Origin of the sequence: Vibrio sp. SCSIO 43133 (assembly GCF_023716845.1) — a bacterium.
Classification (GTDB): Bacteria; Pseudomonadota; Gammaproteobacteria; order Enterobacterales; family Vibrionaceae; genus Vibrio; species Vibrio mediterranei.
The window spans coordinates 235,349-250,226 of sequence record NZ_CP068025.1; the positions used below are offsets into that span (position 1 = coordinate 235,349).

At 45.5% G+C, this 14,878-nt stretch carries 13 protein-coding genes; 4 read left to right on the forward strand and 9 right to left on the reverse strand.

Annotated features, from left to right (window positions below):
- The 7 genes from JKJ11_RS17840 to JKJ11_RS17870 form a co-directional block, all read right to left on the reverse strand.
- Positions 1-1,494 (reverse strand): ABC transporter substrate-binding protein, encoded by a 1,494-nt coding sequence (locus JKJ11_RS17840; protein ID WP_252039656.1) that lies wholly within the window; start codon positions 1,492-1,494, stop codon positions 1-3.
- 23 nt (positions 1,495-1,517) lie between these two features.
- Positions 1,518-2,345: an ABC transporter ATP-binding protein gene (locus JKJ11_RS17845; RefSeq protein ID WP_252039657.1), complete on the reverse strand. Its 828-nt coding sequence runs from the start codon at positions 2,343-2,345 to the stop codon at positions 1,518-1,520.
- Complete coding sequence (locus JKJ11_RS17850) at positions 2,342-3,100, reverse strand: ATP-binding cassette domain-containing protein (RefSeq protein ID WP_252039658.1); 759 nt, start codon at positions 3,098-3,100, stop codon at positions 2,342-2,344. Before JKJ11_RS17850 ends, JKJ11_RS17845 begins: the two co-directional genes overlap by 4 nt.
- Positions 3,101-3,273: 173 nt before the next feature.
- Positions 3,274-4,593 (reverse strand): MATE family efflux transporter, encoded by a 1,320-nt coding sequence (locus JKJ11_RS17855; protein WP_252039659.1) that lies wholly within the window; start codon positions 4,591-4,593, stop codon positions 3,274-3,276.
- 198 nt (positions 4,594-4,791) lie between these two features.
- Positions 4,792-5,826: a hypothetical protein gene (locus tag JKJ11_RS17860; protein WP_006070467.1), complete on the reverse strand. Its 1,035-nt coding sequence runs from the start codon at positions 5,824-5,826 to the stop codon at positions 4,792-4,794.
- 153 nt (positions 5,827-5,979) lie between these two features.
- Positions 5,980-6,768 carry an IclR family transcriptional regulator gene (locus JKJ11_RS17865; RefSeq protein ID WP_252039660.1) on the reverse strand — a complete coding sequence of 263 codons (789 nt, stop codon included), beginning with the start codon at positions 6,766-6,768 and terminating at the stop codon, positions 5,980-5,982.
- A 103-nt stretch (positions 6,769-6,871) separates the two neighbouring features.
- On the reverse strand, positions 6,872-7,798 hold the full coding sequence (locus tag JKJ11_RS17870; RefSeq protein WP_252039661.1) for an SMP-30/gluconolactonase/LRE family protein: 927 nt from the start codon (positions 7,796-7,798) through the stop codon (positions 6,872-6,874).
- A gap of 246 nt (positions 7,799-8,044) precedes the next feature.
- Here JKJ11_RS17870 and JKJ11_RS17875 point away from each other — a divergent pair, with 246 nt between their 5' ends.
- Genes JKJ11_RS17875 through JKJ11_RS17885 form a run of 3 tightly spaced genes read left to right on the forward strand, consistent with a single transcriptional unit; the run spans position 8,045 to position 12,313 of the window.
- The gene (locus tag JKJ11_RS17875) at positions 8,045-8,752 is read left to right on the forward strand and encodes an ABC transporter ATP-binding protein (RefSeq protein ID WP_252039662.1); all 708 of its coding nucleotides are present in this window, start codon (positions 8,045-8,047) and stop codon (positions 8,750-8,752) included.
- On the forward strand, positions 8,739-11,237 hold the full coding sequence (locus tag JKJ11_RS17880; protein WP_252039663.1) for an ABC transporter permease: 2,499 nt from the start codon (positions 8,739-8,741) through the stop codon (positions 11,235-11,237). Before JKJ11_RS17875 ends, JKJ11_RS17880 begins: the two co-directional genes overlap by 14 nt.
- Positions 11,237-12,313, forward strand: a complete 1,077-nt coding sequence (locus JKJ11_RS17885; RefSeq protein ID WP_252039664.1) for a lipocalin-like domain-containing protein — start codon at positions 11,237-11,239, stop codon at positions 12,311-12,313. The genes JKJ11_RS17880 and JKJ11_RS17885 overlap by 1 nt, the downstream gene beginning before the upstream one ends.
- Positions 12,314-12,330: 17 nt before the next feature.
- Here JKJ11_RS17885 and amrA read toward each other — a convergent pair whose 3' ends face one another.
- Positions 12,331-12,942: an AmmeMemoRadiSam system protein A gene (gene amrA / locus JKJ11_RS17890; RefSeq protein WP_038226637.1), complete on the reverse strand. Its 612-nt coding sequence runs from the start codon at positions 12,940-12,942 to the stop codon at positions 12,331-12,333.
- On the reverse strand, positions 12,917-13,720 hold the full coding sequence (gene amrB / locus JKJ11_RS17895) for an AmmeMemoRadiSam system protein B (protein ID WP_252039665.1): 804 nt from the start codon (positions 13,718-13,720) through the stop codon (positions 12,917-12,919). Before amrB ends, amrA begins: the two co-directional genes overlap by 26 nt.
- Positions 13,721-13,789: 69 nt before the next feature.
- Between amrB and amrS the strand changes: the two genes are divergently transcribed.
- Positions 13,790-14,869, forward strand: coding sequence for an AmmeMemoRadiSam system radical SAM enzyme (gene amrS, locus JKJ11_RS17900; RefSeq protein WP_252039666.1), 1,080 nt, complete (start codon positions 13,790-13,792; stop codon positions 14,867-14,869).
- Positions 14,870-14,878 lie beyond the last annotated feature (9 nt).

Sequence of the window (14,878 nt, forward strand, 5' to 3'; positions counted from 1 at the left end):
TTAGTTCACCTTAGTGTTTGCATTGATAAGGCGACGTTCGCTTGGGTCGCGAACAGCATCAGAAACACGAAGACTTTCACCCTGAATGACACGTTCGTGTAGCAGTGGAATGGCAGCGAAATCGTTCAAAATGATCTGTTCTGCAGCAATGATGGCTTGTTGACGTTTTGGTCCTAAAGGCTGTAGATCGGCGTAAGTCAGAGCGTTGTCGACTTCCTCAGAACAGAATTGACCTAAGTTGAACGACCCCTTACAGCCAAAATCACTCATCATATATGCGATAGGATCGCCTGAATCCAAAACTGTCGCTCGAGAAAGAATAAAGGCATCAAAATTACCCGCTAATGCATCGTTTTCAATTTGAGCGTACTCACGGATATCAAGTTCTACTTGGAAGCCTGCGCTTTCAAGCTGCTGTTTGAGCAAAGCGGCGACTTCAGGAAGTTCAGCACGGTCAGTGAAAGTACCTATGACGATTTTCTCACCATTTGCTTTTGTTTTAGCTTCAATTGGTGATGCTTCGGGACGAAGTGGTGCAGCCCAAGCAAGTGCCGGACCTAACAAACCCTTCGCAATATCGGCATGGTTTTCATACACAGTTTTAATGATTTGCTCTCTATCTACCGCGGCGGCGGCAACTTGGCGCAACTCTAATTGACTAAAAACATCTGACTTATTGTTTAAGTAGAGCGTGTTAGTACGCGGCATAGCCACTTCGTGTAAAAGGTTGCTATCAATCGTTGCTATTTGAGATACAGGCACAGCTTCGACAACATCGGCGGAACCTGTGCGTAGTGCTGCTGCACGCGTGAAGCCATTTGGAACATACTCAGCGATGACCGTGTCTATGTGTGCTTTCTCACCCCAGTAATCATCGAATCGTTTTAGCTTGGCACTGGTTGTGCCGTTAATTTCTATTAATTCAAATGGACCAGTGCCTGCACCAGTAGGTACGACTCGACCATTCTCTTTATATGCAGTTGCCGCCAAAATGGCGAGTTGAGGACTTGATAAGCGGCTAGGTAGTAAAGGGTCATTAAATGTTGTCTTGATTTCTACGTGCGATGAATCAAGGGCTCTCACAGTGAGGTCAACACCATCAAGTATACGAGGCTTAGGTGCAGCACTCAAAGCCTGTTGCAGTGAGTTAACCACTGATTCTGCGGTTAGCATGGAACCATCGTGGAATTTCACACCCTGACGAATAGTGAAGTGCCATGTGAGTGGGTCAATCTGCTTCCAATCGGTAGCCAGCATTGGTTCAACCTCAGAAGCCGGGGAAAGATTGATTAACGTTTCCGCTGTGCTCCAACGTGATAATTTGAAAGCGTCGTCAGATAATGGTGATAGTTCAGTGCGAGGTGGCTGCATCATTGCCACACGAATCTCGGATTTGACGCTTGAGTCACTGTTTTCAGTTTGTGAATCAAAACAGCCAGTTAACGGTAGAGCGAGCGCAAGCGCGCATGCCAATTTAATTGAGTGAAAACGCATGATTATGTCTCGGTGATGTTGTGTTAAGTATTCGTTTTTGAATGAATTTGGGCACGAATCAGTGCCTGTGTTGTTGGGTGAACAGGTTGTTCCATGATTTGTTTAACAAAGCCGTATTCGACGATCTCTCCTTGATCTAAGACCACTATCTCTTCACATAGCGCGATTGCTGCCTTGAGGTCGTGACTGACAAGAAGTAGTTGCAGGTCATATTTTTGCTTTAGCGAGTTGAGCAGTTCGATTATTCGTTGGCGATTTACTGGGTCTAAGCTACTGGTAGGTTCGTCTGCAACAAGTAACTTGGGTTTTACAATGAGCGCACGAGCGATGGCGATTCGCTGTGCCTGACCTGTTGAAAGCTGTTGCGGGTAGAGTGGCAACAAGTCCGCGGTCAAGCCAACCTCGTTCAGTGCAATTTGTGCGAGCTGTGGGTGGTTCCCCCCAATTTTGAGGTTTTCTAGTGGTTCAATCAGGATTTGTTCGACCGTGTAGTACGGATTTAAACTTGTGTGTGGCTCTTGGGGAACCATTTGTACTTCACTGCAGACCCTCAAACGCTCGCTTGCGTTGTGGAGAGAGAGTGTCCTTCCCGCGATTTGAACGTTTCCTAGTGAAGGTGTCCGTAAACCAAAGAGCAATTCAATAAGCGTAGACTTTCCGGCACCCGATGGGCCAACAATGGCAATGTTTTGATTCTCGATCTGGAGGGAAACATTACTGAGTGCTTTAAATGGTTTGCCACCCAACCATCTAGGAGTAGAGTAGTGGTGCACACTGACGTTGCTAAAGCTCACTAAAGTTGAACTTACCTTACTACAACCCATGATAGTCTCTTCGATAATGGCAGTCATTGAAGGAGTCCTTTCAGTGAACGACAAAAATGATGAGAACTGGATTCAAGAGCGACTCGCGGTTCACCATAAGCAGCGACTTTTCCTTCGTCAATAACCAGTAATTTGTCGCAAGCTAACGCACTATTTAGGTCGTGTGTAATCAAAATACCAGCTATATTGGACTGCTTTACGCTTTGGAGAATGAGAGTCAATATTTCCTGTTCAGTGACAGGATCGAGAGCACTTGTCGGTTCGTCTGCAATTAATACTTGAGCTTGGCTTAATAAACCAATAGCAATGCAAATGCGTTGTCTCTGCCCACCAGAGAGTTGGCTAGGATAATTGGTTAATACTATGGCCGGATCGGGAAACCCAAGACGAGCAAGTAGATTAACTATGGTGTTCCGATTTCTAGCGCTTGGCTTTGTTTGGTCTCCGGTGAGAGCGAGACAAAGCTGCTTCTCTACAGAAACTAAAGGATTAAGCGCTTGAAGGGCATCCTGAAAAATGAAGGCTGGCCGTTGTTGTGCAGAACGATTAAGCAATGGAATCTTACAGACTTCACTGCCCGCAATTGTTATCGTACCCGATACGGATATGGTGTCTGGAGTAAAGCCCGCAATGGCTTTAGATAGCATGGACTTACCAATACCTGAAGGACCCATTACGGCCAGCGTTTCCCCCGCAGATACGTCAAACTGAATGCCTTGAAATAGGATTCGGTCTTTACTGCTTATGGATAGTTGATTTATGGCGAGGAGAGGAGGTGTCACGAAAAAACTCTTAAATAATATGTTATAACATAACAATGTTATCATCACGAGTTAGGTAAGAGAAGAGCAATGCACAGATTACGGTGTAGATTTTCTAGCTGGTGTATCACCAGATTAAATCAAAAAAGCACTCAAAAGAGTGCTTCTTGAATAGTATGGTTTTGTGGTTGGGGCTAAGAAATGGTTTGATGACCACACTTTTGCTTAACTTGACCGATGAATGGATAGAGAAAGACGATACGGCCACAATAAAAAATAGTAAAAGCAAGCCATAAACCGTGGTTACCCCATAGTGGAACAGCCAATAACTGCGCCAATAAAAACACCATCAGTGTTGCAATACTGGAGTCTCTGACCGGTCGGGTTGTTCCGGTTCCGGTAAAGATCCCGTAGACCGTTAAGCCGTACCCGGCAACCAAGGGGAATACAATTAGCCAAGCTGCCACTTGGTGATACAAGCTGACGAGTTCTGTTTGTGTCGTGAACAGTAAAACTAAATGCGATTGGAACATCAGCACCAACAGAGTGAGAATTACGATGAAGCCCGATGTCCACTGGAAATTGAGTGTTAGCACTCGATCTAGCATCTTTGGATTGTTTTGTCCGACGGCTTTACCTGCGAAAACACTAGAGGCATTGGCGATACCGTCAAACATGTAGCTGACGATAAAAGTAATTTGCATAAGAATGGCGTTAACCGCAAGTACGTCAACCCCTAGTTGAGAGCCAACTCTTGCCATCATGTTGAAGAAAACTAAAATGCAGACCGTTCTCAACATCAAATCAGTGTTCGATGAGACGATCGTTGAGAAGTCGTGACTACTCATTTTGGCGGAGGAAATAAGGCGAGTTAGAGACATTGCTTGTGTATTGAATACTAACGTCATTCCAATCGCAAATGTCGTGATCTGTGCAATCAAGCTGGCATAAGCCACGCCCGCTACACCAAGGTCAAAGTACAGTACAAACAGGGCATCAAGGACAATATTCAAGACATTGCCAAAGACCTGGGTGTATAAAATTTCTTTCGCTTTCGCTTGCCCCATCAACCAACCAATAATGGTGTAGTTGAGAAGCACAAACGGAGCACCGAAGATCAAAATACCAAAATAGATATGGGCTTGTTCAGCTACGGCATTTTCGGGCTCTATTATCCAGAGTGCTCCTTGCCAAATGACGGACTGTAGTAGGATAAAGCTTGCACCGACAACAGCAGCAAGAACAAATGGGCGCATCAAACTATTTGTCATCAATGCGTCATCACCTTTACCTAATGCCATTGCACTTTGGCCCGTTGTACTAACTCGGAAAAAACCGAACAACCAATATAGGGTGTTCATAATGACCGTCCCGATAGCAACGCCACCAATCAGCTCTGTGATACCTAAGTGGCCAATCACAGCAGTATCGACGGCACCCAGCAGAGGCTGAGTGACTGTGGAGATAATAAAGGGCAGAGCAATTTTGAAGTAATCTGAATGAGAAATAGTCATAGCAAAATAGCGGCGCACCAGCAAACAAGAATGTTAGTCGCCAATGAGAATTATTTACATTGCGTGAATGGTAGCGAGATTTATTGTGAATGTCATGGATTGATTCATGTGCAGTTACCAAATGCTCAGGAAACAAGCACCTTAAGATTTCAACCTGCCTGAAGCAGACTCAGGCAGGTTTTACATTGGGGCTATCGATTACTTAAAGCAGGGTAATACATCCTGCTCAAAATAGGGTTCTTGGTTTACCCAAAACATATAGTTAACATGAAGAAACGACTGAGCGAATGAGTGGAGGGCAGGAACAAGACTTTGTCGGTTATCCACGACGTCAGTATTGTTGGTTTGGCCAATGTAGTTACCGTCTTGTATCGCGATACCAAGTGGCACGGTATAGTTATTCTCATGCATCATTGCTAGGGCGTGATTTAATTGTCCGCGTTTTCGCATCATAAGGTCAGGTGCGCCAAGGCCAACGCCTATTTCTTGTCCATATTGATAAATACTCTTTAAGTAACCTTTATCTTCCCATGGTAGCCATTCACCAACCATAAAGTTAGCGTATTGCATCGTGGTGGAGGTTGGGAACGCGTGTTTCATGGCTCGCATATTATCCTTGAGTCCTTCGACATAACTCGCTTCAGTGAAGCTTGGATCTTTCTCAACGCCAATAGCGGTTTCTTGAAGGTTGATGCCTTCAACTTTTCCATCAAACTGTTTTCCTAATGCGTTGAGGAGTTTCGCGAAACGCGCTCTTACTTTGCTGTCCCACCGTTTTGCCACCCAACCCTCTGGCTCACCGTCGTCTGTGTATTGGTAAACCGCACCACCATCGTATTCATCAGACAATAGGTAGCTAGGTACACCTTTGTAGCGAGGATCAAACGTCGCGTCCTGAAGCTGAATAAAGAGCTTTTTGCCATGTGCTTTTAGATAGTCATAATCGGCTTGAATCATAGAAAAGTCGTACTGATCTTTCTCTGGTTCTAACATTGCCCAAGAGTACATGATTTGCGCACCCGAAAAGCGAGTGTTGTTTAGCAATGGGTGATTGTGTATGGCTTCTCGATCACGTGCAAAGTACACAAAATGCTGAATATTATCTTTTGGAATCGGGCATTTAGCAGAGATATGGTTTTTATATTCGTTGGCATAACGGTCGACAGGGTTGTCCCATTGTGCCTGTGCATGACCAGTGATGAGTAATGCAGCTAAAAAGCAGAGCTTTTTCATAATCTGATGAGTTCCTTGAAATGGCGAGATAGCGAACGTGAACAGCTAACGAACTTAGTGAAAAAGAGCTAAGTTTGGTAATTACTATGCCCCCAGTTTAAGGAAGCTTTAGCTATGTGACTGTATGATTAGGTAAAGATGAGTCACACCTTGCTATTTACTTTCCGCCAGCTCTTTCATTTCCTGATATACGGCTTCTAGGCTCTGTTGGGCGACACGAAGAATAGGGAGGTAATTTTCGAGATCGGCAACGGTTTTACGGCTCTTTGGACAATGACAAAATAAGGCTGCCATAAAGCTGCCAAATTGGTCATAAAGGGGAAGTGCGATCGCCACCATACCATCAATGAACTCTTCATCATCCACGCTGTACCCTCTGCGTTGAATAACGCTTAGCTCCTTTTTTAGGCTCTGCTTGTCGATAATGGTGTTTTTCGCACACTGGCTCAGTTCAATTTTACTCAATACTCGACGTAATTGAGGTGGCGTCAAAGTACTTAAATAAAGCTTGCCGCTGGCGGATGCCCAAAGTGGAGTGGGAAAACCAACCGGAATGACAATTTGCAGCGGCCAATTGGTTTGAATTCGGTCGTAGTAGACCATATGCGGGCTAGGGTCATCATTCGCCAAGGCCAAACCGCAGGTTTCCTCTAGCTTACGAGAAAGGCCGTGTAGAATAGCTTGTCGTTGCAGTTTATGCTGATTGGTCCATCTTACATCCAACGCGATAGATAGCATTTGTGAGCCTGGATAGAAATGGCCGCGTTCATCAGACTGGATGTAGTTTGCGTCATCGAGTTGCTGCAACAACCGGTGGCAAGTAGGTTTGGGAATCCCTGACTCGAAGATAATATCAGAAGCTGAGATAGGACTCTTTGCTTCGCCAATCTGTTCAATAACGTTGATAAGACGATCGACTGAATTTACTTTTTCCGACACCATAGATTCCTTTTAAAAGCTCACCCTAAAATAATATCCAATCTCACTGCGTTAACGCAGTCATTTGGGCAGCAAGGCTTTATATTCCCAAAGTATTTTACGAGTTTCAACTGGTTAAAGAGACATTGACTTGATTTGAGTGGGGCAAAATGTCGGTATTGACCCGATACTCTTCTCGTCCTTGAGTTGGCGCATCGAGAATAAAAAGTTCTCCTGAACTGGGATATAACACCGACTCTTGAGTGGTAAGCTCATAATCTGCTGTTGTGACGAATAAGGTATTGAAATCTTCGCCGCCAAAAGTACAGCGCGTAGCGTGCTTAACTGCAAGATTGATTTCACCAAGTTGTGTGGCATGACCTATTTTGTTCTGTGATGGAGTGTAATAGGAAATGATGCCGCAGTCCCAGTGACAGATATACAGGTTTCCGTGGCGATCAACGGACAGCCCATCAGGATAGCCCTTGCACTCATCGAGTTCAACAAACACCGCCTTTTCAATTATTTGGGTCATCGAATCATCGAGTTGATATTCATATACTTTTCTTTGGAACATATTTGAACAGTAGGCGCGTTTGAGTGCTGGGTTAAACGCTATGCCGTTGGCGACGCTGAATCCAGAATCCATTTCAAGCGCGGTGTTCGCCGTTAGTCGGTAAAGCTTGCCATCAGGAGCTTCAAGTTGCTTGTGGTTCATCGAACCAAACCATAAATGACCATTCGGCGCCGTAACCGCATCATTTAAATGAAGCTTAGTTGAACCAAAGCAAGGATCAGCGATAGGAGCAAAATCGTCAAAACTCGAAGTACAATAAAACAGTCCCTGTTTGCTAGCACATATCCAACCATTGCCCTCACATCGTGCAATCGCCGTGATATCAAAAGGTACGTGAAAGACTTGGGTACTCTGGCTGTGAATCGAATACTCAAAAATCTCACTACCTGCAGCTTCGACCCAGACGAGACTATTGGTGTCGGGTTTCCAAATAGGCGACTCGCCAATGGTTGTTCTAATTCCTTTTACTGAATGCATTTTAACTGTCCATATTGATACATTTTGTATCAATATAGTTTAATTTATAGTTCAAAGAACGTTTTCTTTCAGGAATATGTGAAATGACGCAGCGGATTAACGAAAACACAATGACTTAGCTAATGAGTGGGCGCAATGCACAAGAAATATCCGTTATAATTTCGATAATTAGCTCGCTCAACAAGGTAAGCATCCGTTACCTTAACGAGTACGTATAAAGTATCCAAACCCAAATAAGGAATCTGGATGGAAAGCTCGATAGTGCCAAGAGCGATGGTTTTACCAAGGCCGGTAGTTGTACTTAAAGATGCGGTCAAAACGTTTATTGACGGCAAAGAATCTCATCACGTATTGGACAGAGTGAACTTGTCGCTGGCGGAAGGAGAGAGCATGGCACTCACTGGCGCAAGTGGTAGTGGCAAGAGCACGCTATTGAATATCTTGGGTGGTTTCGAGCCAATGACCAGTGGGACCTTAGAGTTGGCTGGTGAATTGGCGCAAACGTGGAACGATAAGCAATGGGGCTATTTTCGTCACCACAAGCTTGGCGTAGTCTTTCAGCAATTTAACCTGCTAACGCCGTTAAATGTCCGACAGAATATTGAGTTTCCTTTAAGTTTAAACAAACGGAAGTGGAACGCTTGGTGCGACTATTTAGTCGCTAAATTGGATATTCAACCACTGCTTGAACGCCATGTTTCTGCGTTATCAGGTGGTCAGCAACAACGAGTGGCGATTGCAAGAGCGTTGGCGCATCAACCCGCATTGCTTTTGGCAGATGAACCCACCGGAAACCTTGACCAGAAAGCGGGCTTGGAAGTGATGCGACTGTTAGAAGATATTACCCGCGAAGGAAATACATCTGTTTTGCTTGTCACTCATAGCGAAGAATGTGCGGCGTTTATGCAGCGACGTTGCCGTCTAGAAAACGGATTGCTTTATGAAAAACCGTAAAGGAATCCATCTACGAGTCGCTCTGTCCATTTCTGCTGCCCACTATCGTCAAGCGCCTTTACAGGCACTCGCTATTCTTATTGGCATTATCTTGGCAGTGACGTTATTTGTGGCCGTGCAAGCGATCAATTTAAACGCCAAACGCAGTTACGCGGAATCGGCAGAATCGCTTAGCGTCAAGGCGAGTTATCTAGTCATTCCAATGCCTGGACAGCGCTATCTTGCTGAATCCGTGTACTTTTCATTACGTCAATCTGGGTTGAGTCAATCGTTGCCAATACTTGAGGGTCGAGTGAGAGATGATACTGGGCGACGTTATTCTATCCAAGGAAGTGACATTGTAGCGGCCGTCACTTCACGCTCTCGAATACAGTCAGAGAGTGATGATGTGTCTTTATCTAATTCAGCATTGCCTCTGGCGAATTTGATGAATGGCGAACCTTTTGTCATTGTAAGCGAAACTCAGTATCAAAGGATGGGCGGCACTAAGACTGCTGTTTTGGACGACGTTGCTATCCAGTTTGTTGTAGTACCCGACGAATGGCAGTTGGGAAGTCGCTTGCTGGTGGATATCAGCCTTGCCCAACGTTTGCTGAACAAACAGGGGCAGCTTAGCTACATTGCCATACTGGATAACAAGGTGGCTGACGATAACAAGGTGGCGGACGATACTAAGTGGCAAGCGTTGATATCAGGCGAAGCACAATGGGTTGCCAATACAAAAAGCTCAGACCTTGGTTCACTGACGGAGAGCTTTCACCTCAACCTCACTGCAATGAGTATGTTGGCATTTCTGGTTGGGTTATTCATTGCCTACAACGGTGTGAAATACAGCTTACTGAAACGCAATCGGCTGTTAGTGCAAATGCAGCAAGCGGGACTCACACCTAACACGGTTTTCTTGGCGCTGATTTTAGAACTGGTGCTTTTGGTCACTGTAGGCACCAGTCTTGGGTTTATCTTTGGTATCCAATTAAGTCATTGGTTACATCCCACGGTAGCACTCACCTTAGAGCAGCTTTACGGCGCAACGTTATTGCCGGGAACATGGCAATGGCAATGGTGGGCTCAGGCACTGCTACTTACGTTAGTAGCGGCATTGTTCGCTTGTTGGCATCATTTTAAACAGAGGGTACAACAACCCTTATCCTCCCACGGCGGATTCTATCAATCTCCTGAACAGAGCAATGAAAACCGCTTGATGATCGTTGGGCTGATACTTGTGGTGGTGGCACTCATTGGCCTTTGGTTGAGTAGTTATTTTCGCTTAACGATGTTCTGGCTGGGTGTGTTTATTGTTGCGATTCCAATGTTGCTGCCCAAGTCTCTTGGCCTGCTGGCTCGAATAGCAGAACGTAAAACCTCTACTGGGTTGGTCCAGTACCTGTTTGCGGAATTGCGGGAACTGATTGCACCTTTGTCTTTGGCTATGATGGCGCTGTTGTTGGCTATTACCGCTAACATAGGAATGAACACCTTGGTGGGCAGTTTCGAGTCGACATTGAAACATTGGCTAGAGCAGCGCCTGCATGCGGATATTTATGTCAGTCCTGCACAAAGTGACATGACTAAAGTCGAGCAGACGTTAGCTCATTTCGACGGCGTGGAAGAGGTCTATAAGCAATATTATGTACAATCTAACGTCAGTGGACTGCCTACGCGATTAGGTACCAAAGACCGTATAACCTTAGAACAAACCATGGTGTTTCAATCAAAAGTTAATGATTTTTGGTCCCGTTTCTATGCTGGGGATGTCGTGGCTATCAGTGAGCCGATGGCAGTGAAACTGGGGTTAGTGCTGGGAAGTGAGCTGCCTAGAGACTTTATGTCTGGTATGACACTGACAGTCGGTGCCATTTTTTATGATTATGGTTCGCCCGATGGCGAAGTGCTTATCTCGCCTGAGTTATGGCAATCACAAGGGTTCTCGATGGTGCCAAGCAGTTTAGGTGTGAAGGTGAGCGGTAACCGCGAAGCTATGCAGCAGGCATTAAAAGCCAAACTGAATTTACACTCCAGTCAATTGTTTGATCAGGCAGAAATTAAGGCGATTGCGCTCAATATATTTGCTCAAACCTTTGCTATTACCAGCGCTCTCAATGGTGTGACGTTACTCGTCGCTGTTATTGGCTTATTTACTTCCTGTTTTATGCTACTGGAAGCTCGCAAAGCAGCTATCGCTCGGCTTTATGCACTGGGCGTCAACAAATCGCAATTGTTTGTTATGGTGGTAGGACAAATGGTCACTTTAGTGCTGTTCACATTATTGGTTGCCTTGCCACTGGGCGCATTAGTCGGTTATGTGCTGACTGATATTGTGACATTGAGAGCATTTGGTTGGAGTTTGAACTTTGTTTGGAGTTGGATGGATGTGGTTCGCCTTGCGACCATAACCGTCGCCGTGACCATCGTCGCGACCATTATTCCTTTGTGGCGTTTGGTGACTCGTCCTGTGGTCGCAAGTTTGCAAAGCGAGGTACTGTAATGTTCAAACAGATGATGGCGGCATTATCGGCTCTAATCCTTATTGGCTGCGGTGAACCTGACGCTCCAAGTTTTGGCCAAATGTTAGGCTCCGATGATGGTCAATTTGAAGAGGTCAAAGGTGGTCGCAACCTTTCTTTTCCAGAAGATCATCAAGCCCACAACGACTTTCGTCAAGAATGGTGGTATCTCACGGCAAACTTACAGGATGCCGAAGGCCGAGAATATGGTATTCAATGGACACAGTTTCGCTTGGCGGTGAGTTCTGAGGCACCAGCGAATGAAAATGGATGGCAGAGTCAGCAGATCTTTATGGCGCACAGTGCGATTACTACCCCTGATATTCACCTTGCAGATGAGAAGTGGTCTCGCCAGCACCCAGAAATAGCGGACGTATCAAGCGAACCGTTTCGAGTCTTTATTGATGATTGGCAATGGACTTCCACAACCAACGATCTTTTCCCTGCGACCCTTGATGTCGCATCAAACCAATTTGGCTATCAATTGTCATTGACTCGAACCGCTCCCTATCAAAAACAAGGTGATGAGGGTTATAGCGAGAAAAGCGCTGACGGAAAGGTTGCATCGTACTATTACAGCCAGCCCTTTATCGACGTTCATGGTACTGTATCGATTAATGGAGAAAGCCATCACGTATCTGGACAAGGCTGGATAGACCGAGAGTGGAGCTCTCAATTTTTGCTCGATTCTCAACAAGGATGGGATTGGTTCGCAATACGGTTAGACGAAGCAACGAGTTTGGTGGTCTTTCAATTGCGTGATGCTGCGACCGGACAAGCGACTTATTCCTATGGGCGATTAATGTATAAAGATGGTCGAGGCATTACTTTGACTCAAAACGATCTAGAACTGTCAGCCGTTCAACAAACCGTAATCGAAGGCCAATCATACCCGACGCAATGGAAACTAATAGTCGTGTCGCAGGGTATTGACGTAAAGCTTTCAGCACTTAATCCTAACGCCAAAATGCCACTTTCCGTCCCATATTGGGAAGGCCCAATTATCGTTGAAGGCTCTCATCAAGGTAGAGGATATATGGAGCTCACTGGTTATTAATCAAAGCGTTAGAATATCTATAGCCTGCGGAATGGGCGGCTTAATGCTTGCACTTCGAAAGTGGCGACTTGTATCGAATCACTCCAAAAATCTAGAGACCACCCGGCTTTTTGTTTTAGGTGTCCTAAGAATTGAGCCGGATTAGGGAGTTGTTCCCAAACTTGGGGTAAGAATAACGCGCCTTTTTTTCCGTCCTTTAACGTCACGCCGCACTGGTGCAAGGAAAGGTGCTGTAGTAAGTCTTGTTCCGAATCAACGTGCAGGAGTTCGGGTTGTGTCAGTACGGAAACCTCAATGTTAAGCGCTTCGGCTTGATGTTTTTGAAGAGGGGTAAATCGTCTATCTTGGCAAGCCGCTGCCCAAGCTTTTCTCTCTACTTCTAGTACTAAGGGAATCTGTGCCACTGTTGTGCCAATGCAGCCTTGCAGCTGATTGTTTACGGTTAGCGTGACAAAGCAAGCCCCGGGTAAAGCCAAACTTTCTGGGTAATCTTGTACCAGTACTTTCGGTAGCGGTAGTTCATTCAAATAGCAATGAATGGTGTGTTCAACCACGTCGAGCAACATAGAAAGCTCGCTATGGGTTAGCGTACTTTTCGATGGATTAGCGGCAGATTGTGTAACTGACATAACCAACGACCCTTTGTTTATCACCATATTCAGTGTCTCCGGAATTAATCAAAGTGAGACGCTGTAACTGATATTGTTTGGTTGAAATAAGATGGATTACGGCATTAACACCGGTTGAACCGCACGCTTCGTGTGGGGTAATCGTCGTCATGCCTGACTCAATTTTGTTGCAGGTCTGCCGGTCAAGGAGTTGGCACTCAGAATAGCGATGAAAGTGACTAAGATCAGTGCTGATCACCAATAAGGTCTTGCTGTCCCATATTGGCTCAATAAGTTTGGCAATCTCTAAGGCACTAACTTGTCCTGTGACGATGGGCAGCAGTTGAAAGTCATCCAATACCGTTTGAAGAAAGGGAAGTTGTACTTCCAAGCTATGTTCTTGAGCATGTGCTTGATCGTTAATCGATACCATGGAATTGTCGGCAAGTAACTCGACACAATCTCGGTCAATGCTCACGCGGCCAAGAGGTGTTTCAAAGGCACCCACAGAAGGTAATGCACATCCGTGAAACGCGACTCGATGACTAGGACCAACTAAAATCACTCGTGAAAACTGCTGTGCGACAGATTGCAACTGATGGTACGCTAATCCTGCTGTTTCTCCTGAAAATACATAGCCTGCGTGTGGAACAATAAGTCCTCGCAGATCATTCTGAACGTTACATGTCTCTGCGTCTCTGACGTTAGGGCCAGTCAATAACTGGTTTACCTGTCTAGTGAGTTGCTCGGTATCCTTGTTATAAAAACGGCCCGCGACAGCAGGAGGTCTAATCGTCATTTTTCCACTCAAATAACATCAAATGTATATACTCATTAGTATAGTTTTTGTACTGAATGAAGGTGTGAGATGGAACCAGTTAACGCCAATCACCGTACACAATTTTGGCATTTGCAGGACGATGGAAGGGTCACGTGCACGGTTTGCCCTCGTTTTTGCACTCTCAGAGAAGGCAAGCGTGGCGCATGTTTTGTTCGTCAAGCCATTGATGGTGAGATAGTGTTAACCACCTATGGGCGTTCGAGTGGTTTTTGCATTGACCCTATAGAGAAAAAGCCTCTCAACCATTTTTATCCGGGTAGTTCAGTACTCTCTTTTGGGACTGCTGGGTGTAATTTAGGGTGCAAGTTTTGCCAGAACTGGAATATCAGTAAGTCTCGTCAAATTGACACGTTAGGTAGTCAGGCAAGTCCTGAACAAATAGCCTTAACAGCGACGAAACACCAAAGTGACAGCATCGCTTTTACCTACAACGATCCAGTGATTTTTCTTGAATATGCTGTCGATACGGCGCTTGCATGTAAGGAGGCAGGAGTAAATACCGTTGCAGTTTCGGCAGGCTACATGTGTGAGAAGCCACGAGAAACCTTCTACTCAGTGATGGACGCTGCCAACATTGATCTCAAAGCTTTTACTGAGCGTTTCTATCATAAAGTGTGCAGTGGGCAACTTGCTCCGGTGCTAGAGACACTGAAGTATCTTAAACATGAAACCGATGTTTGGTTTGAAATTACCACTCTGCTTATCCCCGACGAAAACGACAGCTCGGCTGAAATCGATGCCATGACCCAGTGGGTCATGGACAATTTGGGACCTGAAGTGCCACTCCATTTCACCGCATTTCATCCAGACTTCAAAATGCTCGATAAAACGAGAACACCAGCGGACAGTTTAGTCAGAGCGCGAAACATAGCGCTTAACAACGGTCTTCACTATGTCTATGTGGGCAATGTACACGATGAAGCTTGCAGCAGTACCTATTGCCCAAGCTGTCATAATAAAGTGCTCTCACGTAACTGGCACCAACTCGGCGATTGCGCACTAACTAGCTCTGGCGTTTGCCACCACTGTGGCCACCAAATTGCAGGACGTTTCGCGAAATGCGACAAGCCGTGGGGAAGAAAGCGGATACCAGTTCAAGTGAGATAAGATACGTTG

What these genes read in the sequence shown, in the direction of transcription:
- JKJ11_RS17840 (WP_252039656.1), bottom strand. Translation starts at nt 1,494, where the DNA reads ATGCGTTTTCACTCAATTAAATTGGCATGCGCGCTTGCGCTCGCTCTA.
- JKJ11_RS17845 (WP_252039657.1), bottom strand. Translation starts at nt 2,345, where the DNA reads ATGACTGCCATTATCGAAGAGACTATCATGGGTTGTAGTAAGGTAAGT.
- JKJ11_RS17855 (WP_252039659.1), bottom strand. Translation starts at nt 4,593, where the DNA reads ATGACTATTTCTCATTCAGATTACTTCAAAATTGCTCTGCCCTTTATT.
- JKJ11_RS17860 (WP_006070467.1), bottom strand. Translation starts at nt 5,826, where the DNA reads ATGAAAAAGCTCTGCTTTTTAGCTGCATTACTCATCACTGGTCATGCA.
- JKJ11_RS17865 (WP_252039660.1), bottom strand. Translation starts at nt 6,768, where the DNA reads ATGGTGTCGGAAAAAGTAAATTCAGTCGATCGTCTTATCAACGTTATT.
- JKJ11_RS17870 (WP_252039661.1), bottom strand. Translation starts at nt 7,798, where the DNA reads ATGCATTCAGTAAAAGGAATTAGAACAACCATTGGCGAGTCGCCTATT.
- JKJ11_RS17875 (WP_252039662.1), top strand. Translation starts at nt 8,045, where the DNA reads ATGGAAAGCTCGATAGTGCCAAGAGCGATGGTTTTACCAAGGCCGGTA.
- JKJ11_RS17880 (WP_252039663.1), top strand. Translation starts at nt 8,739, where the DNA reads ATGAAAAACCGTAAAGGAATCCATCTACGAGTCGCTCTGTCCATTTCT.
- JKJ11_RS17885 (WP_252039664.1), top strand. Translation starts at nt 11,237, where the DNA reads ATGTTCAAACAGATGATGGCGGCATTATCGGCTCTAATCCTTATTGGC.
- amrA (WP_038226637.1), bottom strand. Translation starts at nt 12,942, where the DNA reads ATGTCAGTTACACAATCTGCCGCTAATCCATCGAAAAGTACGCTAACC.
- amrB (WP_252039665.1), bottom strand. Translation starts at nt 13,720, where the DNA reads ATGACGATTAGACCTCCTGCTGTCGCGGGCCGTTTTTATAACAAGGAT.
- amrS (WP_252039666.1), top strand. Translation starts at nt 13,790, where the DNA reads ATGGAACCAGTTAACGCCAATCACCGTACACAATTTTGGCATTTGCAG.